Below are 17573 nucleotides of genomic sequence, written 5' to 3' on the forward strand. Positions count from 1 at the left end.
GCCCGTCGGCACCATCGACGTGTGCGATGTCGTCGTCATCTGCGTCGTCATCGTCGTAGGCGTCGTCGTCGTCGTAGGCGTCGTCGTCGTCATCGTCGTCGACCGACACGACCTCGATGACCTCGACGTGCCTCTCGGGTCGGTTCTCGTCGGTCAGCGGAACCGAGACCGTCAGGATGCCCCGGTCGTAGGTGGCGTTCACCTCGTCCTGATCGGCGCCGTCGGGCAGCGACAGGCTCCGGGAGAACGACCCGTACTGGAATTCCGAGCGGCCACAGCCCTCGCCCGGGCCGGGCCGCTGGGCGGTGATGGTGAGTCGACCGTCGCGCACCGTGACCTCGATGTCCTGCTCCGGATCGACCCCGGGGAGTTCGGCACGGATCTCGTAGGCTTCCTCGAACAGCTCGTCCTCCACCCGGATGGTGCGGCCGTCGAACAGTGGCCGCAGCGCGGCGAAGGCGGGCAGGGTCTCGAACAACTCGGCGAGGTCGGACAGCAGCGGACGCGAGGGGCGTTGGATGGCAACCTTGTTCACGTCCCCAGGATGCGCGCGGCAGGAAAGATCCCCGGGTCGGGCAAGGTGCGCACGGGCGAACGACAGGCCAACACGCACCCCCGTCCCCGAATCCGCGCGGTCAGCGGGCGACAATGGTGGTGATGGACTTCTACTCGGCCTACCACCAGGGATTCGTGCGCGTCGCCGCCTGCACCCTGCACTCGGCGCTCGCCGATCCCGCGGCAAACGCCGCATCCGTGCTGGCCACCGCCCGCGAGTGCGACGCCGGGGCGGTCGCGCTGGCGGTCTTCCCGGAGCTGACGCTGTCGGGATACTCCATCGACGACATCGTGATGCAGGACGCGCTGCTGGAGGCCGTCCACGAGGCGCTGCTCGAGGTGGTGGCCGGGTCCGCCGGGCTGATGACGGTGCTGGTCGTCGGGGCGCCGCTGCGGTACGGCCACCGCATCTACAACACCGCGGTGGTGGTCCACCGCGGCCGGGTGCTCGGGGTGGTGCCCAAGTCGTATCTGCCGACCTACCGCGAGTTCTACGAGCGCCGCCAGATGGCGGCCGGCGACGACGTGCGCGGGGTGCTGCGCATCGGCGACATCGACGCGCCGTTCGGGCCCGACCTGCTGTTCAGCGCGACGGACGTGCCCGGGTTCGTGCTGCACGTCGAGATCTGCGAGGACATGTTCGTCCCGATCCCGCCGAGCGCGCAGGCCGCGCTGGCCGGCGCCACGGTACTGGCCAACCTGTCCGGCAGCCCCATCACGATCGGGCGTGCCGAGGACCGCACACTGCTGGCCCGCTCGGCGTCGGCCCGCTGCCTGGCCGCCTACGTGTACGCGGCAGCCGGCGAGGGGGAGTCCAGCACCGACCTCGCCTGGGACGGCCAGACCATGATCTGGGAGAACGGCGCCTGCCTGGCCACCTCCGAACGATTCCCCGACGGCCCACGGCGTTCCGTCGCCGACGTCGACCTCGAGTTGTTGCGCGCCGAGCGGCTGCGGATGGGCACCTTCGACGACAACCGGGTACACCACGGCATCACAGCCGGGGACTACCGCCGGGTGGAGTTCCGGCTGGACCCGCCGACCGGCGACATCGGGCTGCTGCGCACCGTCGAGCGGTTCCCCTTCGTACCGTCCGATCCCGAACGGCTGCAACAGGATTGCTACGAGGGCTACAACATCCAGGTGTCCGGCCTGGAACAGCGGCTGCGCGCGCTGGGCTTTCCCAAGCCGGTCATCGGGGTGTCCGGCGGGCTGGACTCCACGCACGCGCTGATCGTCGCGGCGCGGGCGATGGACCGGCTGGGCCGCCCGCGCAGCGACATCCTGGCGTTCACGTTGCCCGGCTTCGCCACCGGAGAACACACCAAGGGCAACGCCTACCGGCTGGGCGAGGCGCTCGGGGTGACGTTCACCGAGATCGACATCCGGCCGACGGCGCAGCTGATGCTCGCCGAGATGGACCACCCGTTCGCACGTGGTGAGAAGGTGTACGACGTCACCTTCGAGAACGTGCAGGCGGGGCTGCGCACCGACTACCTGTTCCGGCTGGCCAACCAGCGCGGCGGGATCGTGCTGGGCACCGGCGATCTGTCCGAGATCGCGCTGGGCTGGTCCACCTACGGTGTCGGCGACCAGATGTCGCACTACAACGTGAATTCCGGCGTGCCCAAGACGCTGATCCAGCACCTGATCCGGTGGGTGATCTCGTCGCAACAGTTCGGGCCCGCCGACCACCCGATCAACACGGCGTTGCAGTCGGTGCTCGACACCGAGATCACCCCCGAGCTGGTGCCGGCCGGCGAGGACGAGGAGATCCAGAGCACCGAGGCCAAGATCGGTCCCTATGCGCTGCAGGACTTCTCCCTGTTCCAGGTGCTTCGCCACGGGTTCCGGCCGTCGAAGGTGGCGTTCCTGGCCTGGCACGCCTGGAGCGACCCGGAACGCGGCGACTGGCCGCCGGGATTTCCGCCCGACCAGCGGCCCGCCTACAGCCTGGCAGAAATCCGGGGCTGGCTGACGGTCTTCGTACGCCGGTTCTACTCGTTCTCCCAGTTCAAGCGCTCCGCAATGCCCAACGGCCCCAAGGTGTCCCACGGCGGATCGCTCTCGCCGCGCGGCGACTGGCGGGCCCCGTCGGACATGTCGGCGCGCATCTGGCTCGACGAGATCGACCGGGCGATCCCCGCCGACCCGAGCTGACGTCGATCGGCTACAGCCGTCCCTCGCCGCGCAACTCGGGATGTACCCACTGCGGCGAGCGGCGCTGCTTGAACGCGACGAACCCCTCGCGGGCCTCCTCGCCGGAGTAGCTGGCCTGCATGCCGATCCGGTCGAAGAGCCCCATGTAGTTGTCCAGGCTGGACTTGACCACCGAGCGTGCTTTCGGGGCGGTGCGGCAGCACTGCGCCAGCACCTCGCGGGCCGCGCCCGGCAATTCCTCGTGCGGCACCATCCGGGCCACCATGCCCCAGTCGACGGCTTCCTCGGCGGTCAGCGTGCGCCCGGTGAACATCAGGTCGCGGGTGCGCACCGGGCCGATCATCCGGGCCAGCATCTGGCTGTAATAGGTGTCGGCGATGCCGCGGTAGAGCTCGGGCACCCGGAACGTCGCGCGGTCGCTGACCACCGCCATGTCGCTGCACATCGCGATCTGCAGCCCGCCGCCCTGGCACAGCCCGTTGACCGCGCTCACCACCGGTTTGACCGACTGGCGCAGCCGCTCGAACGGGGTGACGTCCATTGCCAGCCCCCGGCCGAGCGCGTCCAGCCAGTTGTCCGAGCCGTCACCGCCACCGAGGTCGCCGCCCGGCGCGAACACGTCGCCGGTGCCGGTGATCAACAGCCCGGCCAGCGAATCGTCGGCGTCGACCAGCCCGACTGCGTAGCGGATGCCGAAGTACATCGCCGGTGTCATCGCGTTGCGCGCCTCCGGCCGGTCCAGCGTGCACACCCCGAACGGGCCCTCCCGGGTGAAGCGCAGATACGGCGTGCCGAGCCAATCACCCTCGGGTGGACGGGGTTCCGTCGTCGTGGTCATGGCGCCTCCAGGATGTCGTCGATGGCCTCAGCGTAGGGTGCGCAGTTCCCGGCCCCGTGCACCAGTGTCGCCAGCGCACCCGCCGCACACGCGCTGCGCAGCGCGTGCTCCAGTCCACCCTGCCATTTCGCGGCCAGCACGCCGGCGAACACGTCGCCGGCCCCGGCGGTGTCGACCGCCTCGACGGCCGGCGCGGGCACGTCCACATCGCCCCCGTCGCCGTGATGGGCGGCCCCCCGCGCACCCCGGGTGATCACCAGGTGCGGCACCGGCGGGTGCCCGGCGGCCACCCACCGCGCGGCCTCGGTCTCGTTGACGACGACGACGTTCACCAGGCCGGCGAGTTCGGCGAGTCGGCCCGGATCGGCGCCGGCCGGCGAGGCGTTGACGATGACGACCGCGCCGGCCTCCCGGCCCACCCGCGCCGCCGCGACCGCCGCGTCGAGCGGGATCTCCAGCTGCATCAGCACCACATCGCAGTCGGCCACGACCGACCGGATCGCCTGCGAGTTCAGGCTCAGGTGGGCGTTGGCGCCGGGCGCCACCACGATGCAGTTCTCCGCGTTCGTGTCGACGAGGATCGCCGCCGAGCCGCTCGGCCCCGGCACCGTGACGACGCCGTCGAGCCCGACGCCGTTGTCGTGCAGGTGAGTCCGCAGCTGCTCGGCCGCCGCGTCGGTGCCGAGGGCCGCGACGAGCTGCACTGCCGCGCCGGCTCGTGCGGCCGCCACCGCCTGGTTACCGCCCTTGCCGCCCGGCGAGGCCGACAATGCCGATGCGAGCACGGTCTGGCCGGGCCGGGGAAGGGCGTCGACGGTGAACGTGAGATCGGCGTTGACGCTGCCGACCACACACACCCGCGCAGGCATGGCGCCCACGCTAGCGCCTCACGTTCTCAGACGTGGGCAGGTCCGATAAGCTGGGCTAATGAGTCTGCACGCGCCCGAGCGCAGCGAAGTCACCGATGACTTGCGCGACCAGGTCCACGCCGCCGCCAGGCGGGCCCGGACCGCGGCGCGCGGGCTGGCGACGCTGAGCACCGAGGCCAAGAACCATGCCCTGCGCACCGCCGCCGATCACGTGCTGATGCACACCCGCACGATCCTGGAGGCCAACCACGCCGACCTCGAGGCGGCCCGCGCCGCGGGCACCGCCGAGGCCATGCTGGACCGCCTCGCGCTGGACCCGGCCCGGATCGAGGGCATCGCCGACGGCCTGCGCCAGGTCGCGGGTCTGCCCGACCCGGTCGGGGAGGTGCTGCGCGGCCGCACCCTGCCCAACGGCCTGCAGCTGCGCCAGCAGCGGGTCCCGCTCGGCGTCGTCGGCATCGTCTACGAGGGCCGCCCCAACGTCACCGTCGACGCGTTCGGGCTCACGCTGAAATCCGGCAACGCCGTTCTGCTGCGCGGCAGTTCGTCAGCGGCGCGGTCCAACGCGGCGCTGGTGACCGCGCTGCGTGCCGCGCTGGTGGTCGAGGGTCTCGACGCCGACTCGGTACAGCTGCTGCCCAGCGAAGACCGGGCCAGCGTCACCCACCTGATCCAGGCCCGCGGCCTGGTCGACGTCGTCATCCCGCGCGGCGGGGCCGGCCTGATCGACGCCGTGGTGCGCGACGCGCAGGTGCCCACCATCGAGACCGGGGTCGGCAACTGCCACGTCTACGTGGAGGAGTCCGCCGACCTCGACATGGCCGAGGCCATCCTGCTCAACGCCAAGACTCGGCGGCCCAGCGTGTGCAACGCCGCCGAGTCGCTGCTCATCGACGCGTCGATCGCCGATGTGGCGGTGCCGCGGCTGACCGCGGCGCTGCAGGCCGCCGGCGTGACGGTGCACGCCGATCCGACCGAGGACGAGCTGCGCGCCGAGTTCCTGTCGATGGACATCGCGCTGGCCGTCGTCGATGGGGTGGATGGCGCCATCGCACACGTCAACGAGTACGGCACCGGTCACACGGAGGCCATCGTGACGACCAATCTCGCTGCCGCGCAGCGGTTCACCGAACGGGTGGACGCGGCGGCCGTGATGGTGAACGCATCGACGGCGTTCACCGACGGGGAGCAGTTCGGTTTCGGCGCTGAGATCGGCATCTCCACCCAGAAGCTGCACGCCAGGGGGCCGATGGGGTTGCCAGAGTTGACGTCGACCAAGTGGATCGTGTGGGGCTCCGGCCACATACGTCCAGCCTGAACCAGGAGTGATGATTTGAGCGTCCCCGCACGTCCGGCGCCGCTGTTCGCCGACATCGACGATGTCTCGCGGCGGCTGGCCGAGACCGGTTATCTGCCCGATACCGCCACCGCCACCGCGGTGTTCCTCGCCGACCGGCTCGGCAAGCCGCTGCTCGTCGAGGGCCCCGCAGGCGTCGGCAAGACCGAGCTGGCGCGCGCGATCGCCCAGGCCACCGATTCGGGCCTGGTGCGGCTGCAGTGCTACGAGGGCGTCGACGAGGCCCGCGCCCTCTACGAGTGGAACCACGCCAAGCAGATCCTGCGCATCCAGGCCGGGCAGGGTGAGGGGGCCGACTGGGACCGCACCAAGGACGACGTGTTCTCCGAGGAGTTCCTGCTGTCCCGCCCGCTGCTGACCGCGATCCGGCGCACCGAGCCGACCGTGCTGCTGATCGACGAGACCGACAAGGCCGACATCGAGATCGAGGGCCTGCTGCTGGAGGTGTTGTCCGACTTCGCGGTGACGGTGCCCGAGCTGGGCACCATCACCGCTGAGCGCAAGCCATTGGTGGTGCTCACCTCCAACGCCACCCGCGAGCTCTCCGAGGCGCTCAAGCGGCGCTGCCTGTTCCTGCACATCGATTTCCCCGACCCCGATCTGGAACGGCGCATCCTGCTGTCGCGGGTCCCGGAACTGCCCGAGCACCTGGCCGACGAGCTGGTGAAGGTCATCGGCGTGCTGCGCGGCATGACGCTGAAGAAGGTGCCCTCGGTCGCCGAGACCATCGACTGGGGCCGCACGCTGCTGGCGCTGGGCATGGACACCATCGACGACGAGGTGATCGCGGCGACGCTGGGCGTGGTGCTCAAGCACCAGTCCGACCAGATCAAGGCCGCCGGGGAGCTGAGGCTCAACTGATGGCGGTCCGACGCACCCGCCCACCGCAGCCGCTGGCGCCCCATGGAATCCCGGGGCACCTGGTCGAGTTCGTCGAGGCGCTGCGCGGGCAGGGCATCTCGGTCGGCCCGTCGGAGACCGTCGACGCCGGCCGGGTGATGGCCACGCTGGGCCTGTCCGACCGCACCGTGCTGCGGGAGGGGATCGCCTGCGCGGTGCTGCGCCGCCCGGATCACCGCGAGACCTATGACGCGCTGTTCGACCTGTACTTTCCGGCGGCACTCGGCGCCAAGACGGTGCTGTCCGACGACGACGGTGCGGCCGATGCCACTGACCTGCAGGGGCTGCCGCCCGAGGACATCGAGGCGCTGCGCGGCGCGCTGGTCGACATGCTCGGCGAGAACCAGGAGATGGCCGATCTGGACGACCGGCTGGCGGCGATGATCGCCCAGATCGTCGAGGCCTACGGCCGGTACAACTCCAGCCGCGGCCCGTCGTACTCGTCGTATCAGGCGCTGAAGGCGATGAACCTCGACGACCTCGAGGGACGGCTGCTGGCCGGGTTGTTGGCCCCCTACGGCGAGGAGCCCACCCCGACCCAGGAGCAGATCGCCAAGGCGCTGGCCGCCCAGCGCATCGCGCAGCTGCGCAAGATGGTCGAGGCCGAGACCAAGCGGCGCACCGCCGAGCAACTCGGGCGCGAACACGTCCAGATGTACGGGGTGCCGCAGCTGGCCGAGAACGTCGAGTTCCTGCGCGCCTCCGGTGAGCAGCTGCGCCAGATGCGGCGGGTGGTGGCACCGCTGGCCCGCACCCTGGCCACCCGGCTGGCCGCACGGCGCCGGCGGTCACGGGCCGGCGAGATCGACCTGCGCAAGACGCTGCGCAAGTCGATGTCGACCGGCGGGGTGCCGATCGACGTGGTGCTCAAGAAGCCGCACCCGGCCCGTCCCGAGCTGGTCGTGCTGTGCGACGTGTCCGGTTCGGTGGCCGGCTTCAGCCACTTCACGCTGCTGCTGGTGCACGCGCTGCGCCAGCAGTTCTCCCGGGTGCGGGTGTTCGCCTTCATCGACACCACCGACGAGGTCACCGAGCTGTTCGGCCCCGACGCCGACCTGGCGGTGGCCGTGCAGCGCATCACCCGGGAGGCGGGTGTGTACACCCGCGACGGCCACTCCGACTACGGGCACGCTTTCGTGTCGTTCCTGGACAAGTACCCCGGCGTGCTCTCGCCGCGCAGCTCGCTGCTGGTGCTGGGCGACGGGCGCAACAACTACCGCAACCCGGAGACCGAGCTGCTCGCCCACATGGTCAACGCCAGCAGGCATGCCCACTGGCTCAACCCGGAGCCCCGCCATCTGTGGGGTAGCGGCGATTCGGCGGTGCCCCGCTACGAGGACGTCATCCCGATGCACGAGTGTCGTTCGGCCAAGCAGCTGGCGTCGGTGATCGACGCCCTGCTTCCGGTTTGAGGCGCCCGGTGTGCGGCACGCTGCGGCCGTCCAGCGGATCGGCGCGCTCATGAACGCCACCGGTCTCACCTGCGGTGATATCGCGCGGGTGAATGCCTGCCATCCCGGTGTTCGCGGGCCGCGACAGCTTCGGCGCACCTGTCCCGCCGCCGCGGCGTCGTCGCCGGCCGTGCGGCAGCGGCGTCGACCGCCCGCGGATGGACCGGACGTGACGGGGCACGATCGACTGTGCGGATTTTTCCGCCGAGCCCGGAGTGTCGCGGCTGAAGTCGCACAGTCGGGGCCCGAAGCGAGGCTCCCGTAAGCTCGTTGATCGTGCGTTCGCGACGGCTCGGGGTGATGGGCGGGACCTTCGATCCCATCCACAACGGGCACCTTGTCGCGGCCAGTGAGGTCGCCGACCTGTTCGACCTCGACGAGGTGGTGTTCGTCCCCACCGGTCAGCCCTGGCAGAAGCGCAGCCGCCCGGTCACCGCCGCCGAGGACCGATACCTGATGACGGTGATCGCCACCGCGTCAAACCCGCGGTTCTCGGTCAGCAGGGTCGACATCGATCGCGGCGGCGCCACCTACACCAAGGACACGCTGCGCGACCTGCGGGCCCAGAACCCCGATGCGGACCTGTACTTCATCACCGGCGCCGACGCGCTCGCCTCGATCCTGTCCTGGCAGAACTGGGAGGAGATGTTCGCCATCGCGCGGTTCGTGGGCGTCAGCAGGCCCGGTTACGAACTCGACGGCAAACACATCTCGGCGGCCATGGCCGAGCTGCCCGCCGACGCGCTGCACCTGGTGGAGGTGCCCGCGCTGGCCATCTCCTCGACCGACTGCCGCATCCGCGCGGAGAACTCCAGACCCATCTGGTACCTGGTTCCCGACGGCGTCGTGCAGTACGTCGCCAAGCGGAATCTCTACCGCAGCCCTAGCCTCGCAGCTGAAGGAGACCGCACCTGACCGCCTCACCGGAAGCCATCCAGATGGCCACCATCGCCGCCCGTGCGGCGGCGTCCAAGCTCGCCGACGACGTCGTCGTCATCGACGTGTCGGGTGAGCTCGTCATCACCGACTGTTTCGTCATCGCGTCGGCGTCCAACGAGCGGCAGGTCAACGCGATCGTCGACGAGGTCGAGGAGAAGATGCGCATCGCCGGCCACAAGCCCGCCCGCCGCGAGGGTACCCGCGAGGGGCGCTGGACCCTGCTCGACTACATCGACATCGTGGTGCACATCCAGCATCGGGACGAGCGCGAGTTCTACGCGCTGGACCGGTTGTGGCGCGACTGTCCGACGGTGCCGGTGGCCGTCGACGACATTGCGGAGGCGGGCGAATGAGGATCCGCCGACTGGTGATGCTGCGCCATGGACAGACCGAGTACAACGCGGGCAGCCGAATGCAGGGTCAGCTGGACACCGACCTCAGCGATCTGGGCCGCGAGCAGGCCGTCGCCGCGGCCGAAGTGCTCGCCAAACGGCAGCCGCTGCTGATCGTGTCGTCGGACCTGCGGCGCGCGCTGGACACCGCGGTGGCCCTCGGCGACCGGTCCGGGCAGCCGGTCAGCATCGACACCCGGCTGCGTGAGACCCACCTCGGCGACTGGCAGGGGATGACCCACGTCGAGGTCGACGCCGTCGCCCCGGGTGCCAGGCTGGCGTGGCGCGACGATGCCCGCTGGGCTCCGCACGGCGGCGAGAGCCGCATCGACGTCGCCGATCGAAGCCTTCCCCTGGTCGAGGAACTGGTGACCGGGCAGGCCGACTGGGGGGTCGATGACCCGGACCGCCCGGTGGTGCTGGTGGCCCACGGCGGTTTGATCGCGGCGCTGACCGGAGCGCTGCTCGGGCTGCCGGTCGACAACTGGCCGGTCCTGGGTGGGATGGGCAACGCCAGCTGGGTGCAACTGGCCGGGCACACCCGGATGGACGGGGACCCGGCCTCCTTCGCCGACATCCGGTGGCGCCTGGACGTGTGGAACGCCTCGGCCCAGGTCGCCAACGATGTCCTCTGAGCCGTCTCGGCCCAGGACGCTGCTGGTCTTCTGTGACTCGCTGTCCTACTACGGGCCCACCGGCGGCCTGCCGTCCGACGACCCGCGCATCTGGCCCAACATCGTGGCGCAGCACCTGGGCTGGGATCTGGAGTTGATCGGCCGGATCGGCTGGACGAGCCGCGACGTGTGGTGGGCGGCCACCCAGGATCCGCGGGCGTGGGCGGCGCTGCCCAGGGCCGGCGCGGTGATCTTCGCGACGTCGGGCATGGACTCGCTGCCGTCGCCGCTTCCCACGGCGTTGCGTGAGCTGATCCGCTACGTGCGCCCGTCGTGGCTGCGCCGCTGGGTCCGTGACGGGTACGGCTGGGTGCAGCCGCGGCTGTCCCCGGTGGCGCGGGCCGCGCTGCCGCCGGCGCTGACCGCCGAGTACCTCGAGATGACCAGGGCGGCCATCGATTTCAACCGTCCCGGCATCCCGGTGGTGGCGTCGCTGCCGTCGGTGCACATCGCGCCGACCTATGGACTGGCCCATCACGGCAGGCCGGGCACCGTGGACGCGGTCACCCGGTGGGCCGCCGAACACGGTGTACCGCTGGTGGACCTCAAGGCCGCGGTGGGTGACGAGGTGATGGGCGGGCGGGGCAATCCCGACGGTATCCACTGGAACTTCGAGGCGCATCAGGCGGTGGCCGAACTGATGATCAAGGGGCTCGCCGAGGCCGGCGTGGCCGCGGCGGACGGTTAGTCGTGGCGGTCGTGGTGGTCAGCGACTCGTCCGCGCGGTTGCCGCCGGACGAGCTGAAGCGGCACAACATCCGTGAGGTGCCGCTGCACGTGCTGGTCGACGGCACCGACCTGCGCGACGGTGTCGACGACGTCCCCTATGACATTCATGACCGGCCGAAGGTCACCACGGCGGGCGCGACGCCGGCCGAGCTCGCCGAGACCTATCGGCAGGCGCTGGCCGACAGCGGCGGCGACGGCGTGGTGGCCGTGCACCTGTCCGCGGCGCTGTCGAGCACCTACAGCGCGGCGGTGAGCGCGGCGCGTGAGTTCGGTCCCGCGGTGCGGGTCGTCAACTCCCGGTCGGCGGCGATGGGCGTGGGCTTCGTGGCCACGGCCGCCGCGCTCCGCGCGGCCGACGGCGGCGACCTGGACGCGGTCGAGGCGGCGGCCCGATCGGCGCTGACCCGCACGCACGTCTTCGTGGTGGTGCACCGGCTGGACAACCTGCGGCGCAGCGGCCGGATCCGCACCACGGCGTCGTGGCTGGGCACGGCGCTGTCGCTGAAACCGCTGCTGTGTCTGGATGTCGACGGCCGGCTGGTGCTGGACCAGCGCATCCGCACCATCGGCAAGGCGCATGCGGCGATGGTGGAGAAGGTCGCCGAGGTGGTGGGCGACGACGCGGCCGAGGTGGTGGTTCATCACGTCGACCACCACGATGCCGCCGACGAACTCGGTGCCGCACTGACCCAACGCCTTCCGCAGCTCACCTCGCTGACCGTCGCGGACATGGGGCCGGTGCTGTCGGTGCACGTCGGCGCCGGTGCGGTCGGCGTCGCCGTGCGGGTGGCCGCCCCGTAGGAGTCGTAGCCGGGCTGTTCGGGCCCCGCACAGCGAGCGGCCATGCGAGCATGAGCATCGGTACGTCGTGAGGAGCGTGAAGTGAAACGAGTGACGGCTTCGGGAGTGTGCGGCGCGGTGGCGAGAACCGCTGTGGCCGCGGCACTCCTGGCGACGGCGGTTTCGGGCGCGACCATGTCGGCCGGCACGGCTCTGGGAGTTCCCACCGGCCCGGACGATCCCGAATGCGCGACGATGCCGGAGGCGGTCCAGTGCCAGGGTGGCCCCTATTCCCCTCCGGCTCCCACCGGCCCGGCCGATACCCGCTGCATCAGCATGCCCACCGACCCGGTGTGTGCGGGCGGGCCCTACACCATCCCGTCGCCGCCGCCTCCGCCCCCGCCGCCGCCTCCGATGGCCGGGATGCCGGGGATGCCGGGAACCATCTGACTCAGACGGCCGCGCGTCCGGTGATCGGCGGCAGGTCGGCCAGCGTCACGATGCCCGGGTCGGCCGCGACGACGGCGGGCACCGCGTTGGTCACCGGCATCGCGGTGTAGATCATGCCCAGGCCCATGAAGCCGGGCTCGGTCCAGTCCTTCGGCGGCAGGCAGTGCACGACCGTGCGCATGTTCGGCAGCCCGAACACCTGAACCACGTGACCGTGCTCGAGCGGTTTGGGCGGTGTGACGTGCTCGCCCATGATCCAGTTGAACCCCACGCTGACCACGTTGCGGTCGCCGACCCAGCCGCGGTGATACCCGTACACCCCCGCGACCGTGCCCTCGGGGATCTTCATGAAACCCAGGTCGGTGTCCCCGGTGGCCGCGGTGAACGTGACGTCGAAGGTCATCCGGTCCAGGTCGGCGCCGATCGCGTCGGCCATCATCGCCGCCGACTCGGCGAACACCTCGCTCTCGGTGCGGACGCTCTCCGCCAGCCCCGGGGTGTCCGGATCCTGGGAGAAGCCCATCGCGGTCTGGGTGCCCGCGGACTCGTAGGTCGAGCAGTCCACGGACTCGGTGATGCGGATCTCGTCCACACGCTCGCAGGCCCCGGACAGCACCATGCCGACCAGGTTGCTCATCCCGGGATGTGCGCCGCTGCCGAAGATCGTCGAACTTCCCGTCTCACAAGCGTTTCGGATCCGCTCGAGATCCTCGGGCGACTGCTTGCCGCCGGTGATCCACGCCGCGCTGGAGCAGACGTTGATGCCCGACTCCAGGAGCCGGACCAGCTCGTCGATGCTCGGCCACAGCGGGTTGTAGCAGCAGGCGTCCGGGCGAAGCGCGACCAGTTCCTCGATGTCGCCCGTCGCGGTGACACCGGTCGGGGTGGGCCAGCCCGCGAGCTCGGCGGCGTCGACGCCCGCCTTGTCGGCGCCGTGGGCATAGACGCCCACCAGCTCCATGTCGTCGCGGCCGATGATGGCGTGCAGTGAGCGGCGCCCGATGTTGCCGGTCGTCCATTGGATGACGCGCAGCGGTCGGTCGGTGATCGGCGTCGGCATGGCATCTCCTCATCGAGTGGTGTCTACGTCGCGACCGAAGCTACCGCCTGAAAGGTGGCCGCATGGGTGACACAGCGCCGGTGGCCGTCTTGACGGGCGCTGCCGTGGTTCCGGCTTCCCTGATTCCGTCGTTGACGGGCGAGAGACCCGACCCATTTGCGGTTCTGCGCGACCACGGTGAAGTCCCGTTTGAGTAGGTCCGGGAACTTCGGGGCGGTCTTGTCCTGCCTGGTCAGACCACTGCGGCGCTTGATGCGCCGTGCCGCCAAACCCTGGCGGCGCATCGAGTCAGCCAGCGTCTTCTCCGACACTTCCCAACCCAGATCGCGCAGGTCAGTTACCAGCCGCGGCGAACCATGCAGCCCATTGGTCGCGGTGAATGCCGCCGCGACCACCGCGTCGAGCTGCGCACGACGTCCTGGTCGGCGATGAACGTGCCACGCTCACTTCGTCGACTCCTTCACCGGCAAGACCACTGATCGCTTGAGTCCATCGGGTCGGCCTACTGCGGACAACGGGCCGTGGAAATCTCCCACAGGGCGGTTGCGCGCGCTTGGTCAGTTGCGTAAGACGCGACACCCGAACAGGGCCCTGCAGTCCGCGAGGTATATCGCGTCGATGTCCGGCAGAGCGGGGTCGACCGCCGCCCCGTAGGCGTCGAACTTGTCGTAGACACGCCGCTCCCAGTTCGCATCGTCGAGGTCGATGTCGCTGAGGTGGTGAGCTTCGGACGAGAGGTCGACGACGCGAGAACCATCGGCAGCTTCCATGTTCTTACGGAGCAGGGTGGTGAATACGAAGTGGCCCAGGTGGTTGGTCCCGAACTGCATTTCGAACCCGCCTTCGGTGCGCCCGAACGGCGTGAACATCACCCCGGCGTTGTTCATCAACACGTCGACGACCGGCGCGACTTCGGCGATGACCGCGGCCGCGGACCGGATGCTGGCCAGTGAGGCAAGGTCGAGTTCGACAATCGATATCCTCGCCGTCGGCTGTTCTGCATGAATCCAGTCCCGCGTCTTGACCAGGGCTGCGGAGTTACGCGCGGCGAGCGCGACGTGGGCGCCGGCACCCGCAAGGGCTCGTGCTGACTCTCTGCCCAAGCCGGACGAAGCGCCGGTGATCACACAGGTCTTGCCGGTGAGATCGATGCCGCTCACGACGCCCATCGCGGTCGGACGCGAGTCGCGCTCGCCCGTTTGCGAGTTCATCCTTGCTGGTGTCCTACGGTCACGTCCGCGGCTCTCTCCAGCGGCTTGACGATCGCGGTGAAGTCGGATTCGGAGCCTTCGTCACTCAGCGTGCGCTCCCACATCTCGGCCACCACCTCAGCCAGCTGGATCGGTAACCCCAGAGCCCTCGCCTCGTCCAGGTAGAGGCGCACATCCTTGACCATCAGGGCCGTGGCGAATCCGTAGTCGAAGGTGCGAGGCAGCACGGCCTTGGGGAACTTGTCGCGACTTGCGTGCGTCGCCCCCGAGCCGGCGTTCAGCACATCGAGCATCACGTGTGGGTCAAGGCCCGCCTTGACACCCATGACCATGACTTCTGCTGTGGCAGCCAATGTCGCGGCCGCCATGAGATTGTTGACTAGCTTCATAGTCTGCGCTGCCCCCGGTTGCGCACCAACGAAGAACGGCCGGCCAATCTCGCTGAGCAGCGACGTGACGGCATCGTACTGGTCGCGCGGGCCCGATACCATGATGGCCAAGGTGCCCTTCTGGGCTCCGGTCACTCCGCCACTGACCGGAGCATCCAGTCCTGCGATCCCAGAGGCAGCGAGCAGCTCGTAATTACGTTGTGCAACTTCGCTTCCCACTGTGGACAGGTCGATGAAGAGTCGGACTCGCGACCCGCCGATCACGCCGTCTTTGCCGCCGACCACCTCCAAGGATGCTTGCAGTGACGGTAGGCTGGCCAGTACCGTCTCGGTCCGGTCGGCCACTTCGCGGGGCGACGACGCCGGCACCGCGCCGAACTCCCTGGCTCGCTCGATGGCCTCCTGCCGGGTGTCGTAGACGACAACCGCGCGTCCGGAGGCAGCTAGCCGGTGGGCGATGGGAAAGCCCATGTTGCCCAGACCGATAAACCCAAGCTCGGATGCGGTGCTCATTTCGTGTCGGCTATCGGAGACCGCCTCATTGCCGGTCACAGGGCAACCACCACCGTCTTGGTGGCAGTGACGGCGTCGAGAGCCTCATAGCCTTTCTCCCGGCCATAGCCCGACTTCTTGAAGCCGCCGAACGGCAGTTCCACACCACCACCCGCACCGTAGGTGTTCACGTAGACCTGTCCGGCGACGATATCGGCGGCGAGTCGATGTGCGCGAGAGAGGTCGCGGGTCCACACGGCTGCCAGCAACGCGTATTGGGTACCGTTGGCCAGCTGCACTGCTTGATCCTCGTCAGCGAACGTGTTGACCGTGAGCACGGGGCCGAAGATCTCCTCCTGCGCGATCGGCGCGGCGGGATCGACCCCGTCGATCAGGGTTGGTAGGAAATACGCACCGCTCACCAGCGATTCTTCACTGGGAGTCGTTCCGCCACAGAGGATCTCACCTTTAGCGTTGCCCGAGAGGAAACCTTGCACTCGATTCTGTTGTTTGACGGAGATCAATGGTCCGAGATCCTTGTCGTCAACTCCTGGGCCGATGGTGACCTCGGCAAAGCGTTTCACCACTGCCGCTACGAGCTCGTCGTGCACGGCTTCGTGCACCAGCAGCCGCGATCCGGCCGAACATGTCTGGCCTGCGTTCTGCAAGATGGCCTTGGTGACGAACGTTGCTGCCTTCGCCAGATCGGCGTCGGGAAAGACGATCTGCGGAGACTTGCCGCCCAGCTCCAGGACCGCGGGCACTACCCGGTCTGCGGCAGCGTGCGCGATCGCCGAACCCACCTGCGTCGACCCGACGAAACCGATCGAGTCAACGTCGGGATGGGCGGCAAGGGCTGCGCCCGCCTCAGCGCCGATTCCGGTGACTACGTTGAAAACCCCGGCGGGCAACCCGGCGTCTACGGCAATCCGCGCGAACTCGACTGCGGTACGTGGTGTCTCGTCGGCAGGTTTGATGACTACGGAGTTGCCAGCGGCGACCGCCGGAGCAACTGAACGCGCCGCGAGCTGCATCGGGTAGTTCCACGCGACGATGTGTCCGGTGACACCGAGCGGTTCTCGGCGCGTGTAGACGAGCAGATCGTCGGTCAGCGGTATCGCGCTGCCGTAGTAGCTGTCGATCGCGTTTGCGTAGAAACGGAAGTAGCGCGCGGCCACCGCCGCGTCGGTACGGGCCTGCGTCAACGGCTTACCCGTGTCTTCGCTTTCCAGCCGAGCCAGACGCTCCCGGTGGGTGTCGATCGCATCGGCTATTCGGCTCAGCACCATCGATCGCTCCGCCGGGGCGACCTTGCGCCACGCGTTGAATGCGTGTCGGGCAGCGGCCACCGCTTGGTCAACCTCGTCCGCGCCTCCACGAGCGACCCCACCTATTGGTTGCCCTGTGGAAGGGTCCACATTGTCGTAGTGCGCCGCAGACGGTACCGGGGCGCCGCCGATGAACGACTCCGTCACGAACACGTTGCTCTCCTTCGGGGTGGTCATCGGGGTCGTACGCCGTCGAGGAACACCCGTACGCAGGTACGGATGCGGCGATCGAGCACGTCGGGGTCGGTCACGACTCCCCACATCAGTCCGGTGGCCGGCCCGCCGACGGTGATGCTCAGAAATGCGCCGGCCAGTACCTCGGGATCGTTCGATTGCACGGTCCCCGCCGCGACATGGCGGCCCAGCACGTCCGCGATGAACCGCAACGCGGGCACCGTCCCCTGTTCGAACGCCAACCTGTACAGATCCGGAAACCGGTACCCCTCGGCGTTGAGAATTCGTTGCAGCGCCACGCCGGCCGGACTCGTATAGCTCTCGAGTCGAATCCGCGCAATCGCTACCAGCGTCTCCTCCAGGTCTTCAGTCTCGACCTCATGCAACACCTCGACCGGGATGATCCACCGGTCCACCGCTCGCTGTACCGCGGCTTCAAAAAGCGCGGCCTTGTCGGGGTAGCGGGCGTAGATCGTCCGCTTGGCCATTCCAGTGGCCGTGGCAATGTAGTCGATGGTTGAGCGCTGGAAACCGTTGTCCAAGAAGATTTCCAGCGCACAATCGAGCAGCTGTTCGTGACGCCGCTCGGCGTGTTCGCGAGTAGGCCGTCCGGCACTCGGTCGATAACCCGACCTGGTGGGCGTCATCGATTTGGGGGGTTGACGGCCAGACTGCATGGGGTTCATGTTAACAGTAATGCAACGATCATGGTGCTATTAATTTGAGGAGTGGTGATGGGATCTGCCGTCGATGAATCGACGCGGCTGCGCGCCGACAGGGATCCGCACTGCCATGCGGCAGCCGACCTCCTTCCACTGCAGCTCG

Annotated in this window: 17 protein-coding genes and 2 pseudogenes; 10 read left to right on the plus strand and 9 right to left on the minus strand. The window is 69.1% G+C overall.

The annotated features are described in order from the left end of the window. Positions 1–118 precede the first annotated feature (118 nt). A pseudogene (locus JDV09_RS26550) lies at positions 119–535 on the minus strand (Hsp20 family protein); the annotation flags it as partial. A 122-nt stretch (positions 536–657) separates the two neighbouring features. On the opposite strand from JDV09_RS26550, the gene JDV09_RS04915 reads away from it, so the two are divergent. Next, a complete protein-coding gene (locus tag JDV09_RS04915) occupies positions 658–2715 on the plus strand; it encodes an NAD(+) synthase (RefSeq protein ID WP_221367994.1) in 2058 nt (685 codons plus the stop codon). 10 nt (positions 2716–2725) lie between these two features. Here the strand turns inward: JDV09_RS04915 and JDV09_RS04920 are convergent, their stop codons facing one another. Continuing rightward, positions 2726–3553, minus strand: coding sequence for an enoyl-CoA hydratase/isomerase family protein (locus JDV09_RS04920; RefSeq protein WP_221367995.1), 828 nt, complete (start codon positions 3551–3553; stop codon positions 2726–2728). Further along, positions 3550–4422, minus strand: a complete 873-nt coding sequence (locus tag JDV09_RS04925) for a ribokinase (RefSeq protein ID WP_221367996.1) — start codon at positions 4420–4422, stop codon at positions 3550–3552. The genes JDV09_RS04920 and JDV09_RS04925 overlap by 4 nt, the downstream gene beginning before the upstream one ends. 58 nt (positions 4423–4480) lie before the next feature. On the opposite strand from JDV09_RS04925, the gene JDV09_RS04930 reads away from it, so the two are divergent. The 9 genes from JDV09_RS04930 to JDV09_RS04970 all read left to right on the plus strand — a co-directional run bounded on the left by JDV09_RS04930 (position 4481) and on the right by JDV09_RS04970 (position 12094). Further along, complete coding sequence (locus JDV09_RS04930; RefSeq protein ID WP_221367997.1) at positions 4481–5740, plus strand: glutamate-5-semialdehyde dehydrogenase; 1260 nt, start codon at positions 4481–4483, stop codon at positions 5738–5740. Between the two features lie 15 nt (positions 5741–5755). Continuing rightward, the gene (locus JDV09_RS04935) at positions 5756–6640 is read left to right on the plus strand and encodes an AAA family ATPase (RefSeq protein WP_221367998.1); all 885 of its coding nucleotides are present in this window, start codon (positions 5756–5758) and stop codon (positions 6638–6640) included. Beyond that, the gene (locus JDV09_RS04940; protein ID WP_221367999.1) at positions 6640–8091 is read left to right on the plus strand and encodes a vWA domain-containing protein; all 1452 of its coding nucleotides are present in this window, start codon (positions 6640–6642) and stop codon (positions 8089–8091) included. The genes JDV09_RS04935 and JDV09_RS04940 overlap by 1 nt, the downstream gene beginning before the upstream one ends. Before the next feature lie 315 nt (positions 8092–8406). Further along, a complete protein-coding gene (nadD, locus tag JDV09_RS04945; RefSeq protein WP_372452841.1) occupies positions 8407–9045 on the plus strand; it encodes a nicotinate-nucleotide adenylyltransferase in 639 nt (212 codons plus the stop codon). Continuing rightward, positions 9042–9422 carry a ribosome silencing factor gene (rsfS, locus tag JDV09_RS04950; protein ID WP_221368222.1) on the plus strand — a complete coding sequence of 127 codons (381 nt, stop codon included), beginning with the start codon at positions 9042–9044 and terminating at the stop codon, positions 9420–9422. The genes nadD and rsfS overlap by 4 nt, the downstream gene beginning before the upstream one ends. Continuing rightward, a complete protein-coding gene (gpgP, locus tag JDV09_RS04955; protein WP_221368000.1) occupies positions 9419–10096 on the plus strand; it encodes a glucosyl-3-phosphoglycerate phosphatase in 678 nt (225 codons plus the stop codon). The genes rsfS and gpgP overlap by 4 nt, the downstream gene beginning before the upstream one ends. Next, positions 10086–10823 (plus strand): diglucosylglycerate octanoyltransferase, encoded by a 738-nt coding sequence (gene octT / locus JDV09_RS04960; protein WP_221368001.1) that lies wholly within the window; start codon positions 10086–10088, stop codon positions 10821–10823. Before gpgP ends, octT begins: the two co-directional genes overlap by 11 nt. 2 nt (positions 10824–10825) lie before the next feature. Beyond that, positions 10826–11665, plus strand: a complete 840-nt coding sequence (locus tag JDV09_RS04965) for a DegV family protein (protein WP_221368002.1) — start codon at positions 10826–10828, stop codon at positions 11663–11665. A gap of 117 nt (positions 11666–11782) precedes the next feature. Beyond that, positions 11783–12094: a hypothetical protein gene (locus JDV09_RS04970; RefSeq protein WP_221368003.1), complete on the plus strand. Its 312-nt coding sequence runs from the start codon at positions 11783–11785 to the stop codon at positions 12092–12094. A gap of 1 nt (position 12095) precedes the next feature. Here the strand turns inward: JDV09_RS04970 and JDV09_RS04975 are convergent, their stop codons facing one another. The 6 genes and pseudogenes from JDV09_RS04975 to JDV09_RS05000 all read right to left on the minus strand — a co-directional run bounded on the left by JDV09_RS04975 (position 12096) and on the right by JDV09_RS05000 (position 17434). Then, positions 12096–13154, minus strand: a complete 1059-nt coding sequence (locus JDV09_RS04975; protein ID WP_221368004.1) for an NAD(P)H-dependent amine dehydrogenase family protein — start codon at positions 13152–13154, stop codon at positions 12096–12098. A 23-nt stretch (positions 13155–13177) separates the two neighbouring features. Continuing rightward, complete coding sequence (locus JDV09_RS04980) at positions 13178–13549, minus strand: IS3 family transposase (RefSeq protein ID WP_372452844.1); 372 nt, start codon at positions 13547–13549, stop codon at positions 13178–13180. Positions 13550–13795: 246 nt separating this feature from the next. After that, a pseudogene (locus tag JDV09_RS04985) lies at positions 13796–14365 on the minus strand (SDR family NAD(P)-dependent oxidoreductase); the annotation flags it as partial. Further along, positions 14362–15267: an NAD(P)-dependent oxidoreductase gene (locus tag JDV09_RS04990; protein WP_221368223.1), complete on the minus strand. Its 906-nt coding sequence runs from the start codon at positions 15265–15267 to the stop codon at positions 14362–14364. The gene JDV09_RS04990 and the pseudogene JDV09_RS04985, both read right to left, overlap by 4 nt. A gap of 35 nt (positions 15268–15302) precedes the next feature. Further along, entirely contained in the window at positions 15303–16727 is a 1425-nt protein-coding gene (locus JDV09_RS04995; protein ID WP_221368006.1) for an aldehyde dehydrogenase family protein, read from the minus strand. 20 nt (positions 16728–16747) lie between these two features. Beyond that, the gene (locus JDV09_RS05000) at positions 16748–17434 is read right to left on the minus strand and encodes a TetR/AcrR family transcriptional regulator (protein WP_308124006.1); all 687 of its coding nucleotides are present in this window, start codon (positions 17432–17434) and stop codon (positions 16748–16750) included. Between the last annotated feature and the right edge of the window lie 139 nt (positions 17435–17573).

The organism is Mycolicibacterium xanthum (genome assembly GCF_019710635.1).
In the GTDB taxonomy this organism is placed as follows: Bacteria; Actinomycetota; Actinomycetes; order Mycobacteriales; family Mycobacteriaceae; genus Mycobacterium; species Mycobacterium xanthum.

Coding starts and splice junctions, on each gene's coding strand:
- JDV09_RS04925 (WP_221367996.1), bottom strand. CDS start 4,422: ATGCCTGCGCGGGTGTGTGTGGTCGGCAGCGTCAACGCCGATCTCACG.
- JDV09_RS04915 (WP_221367994.1), top strand. CDS start 658: ATGGACTTCTACTCGGCCTACCACCAGGGATTCGTGCGCGTCGCCGCC.
- JDV09_RS04920 (WP_221367995.1), bottom strand. CDS start 3,553: ATGACCACGACGACGGAACCCCGTCCACCCGAGGGTGATTGGCTCGGC.
- JDV09_RS05000 (WP_308124006.1), bottom strand. CDS start 17,434: ATGAACCCCATGCAGTCTGGCCGTCAACCCCCCAAATCGATGACGCCC.
- JDV09_RS04975 (WP_221368004.1), bottom strand. CDS start 13,154: ATGCCGACGCCGATCACCGACCGACCGCTGCGCGTCATCCAATGGACG.
- JDV09_RS04930 (WP_221367997.1), top strand. CDS start 4,481: ATGAGTCTGCACGCGCCCGAGCGCAGCGAAGTCACCGATGACTTGCGC.
- octT (WP_221368001.1), top strand. CDS start 10,086: ATGTCCTCTGAGCCGTCTCGGCCCAGGACGCTGCTGGTCTTCTGTGAC.
- JDV09_RS04940 (WP_221367999.1), top strand. CDS start 6,640: ATGGCGGTCCGACGCACCCGCCCACCGCAGCCGCTGGCGCCCCATGGA.
- JDV09_RS04990 (WP_221368223.1), bottom strand. CDS start 15,267: ATGAGCACCGCATCCGAGCTTGGGTTTATCGGTCTGGGCAACATGGGC.
- gpgP (WP_221368000.1), top strand. CDS start 9,419: ATGAGGATCCGCCGACTGGTGATGCTGCGCCATGGACAGACCGAGTAC.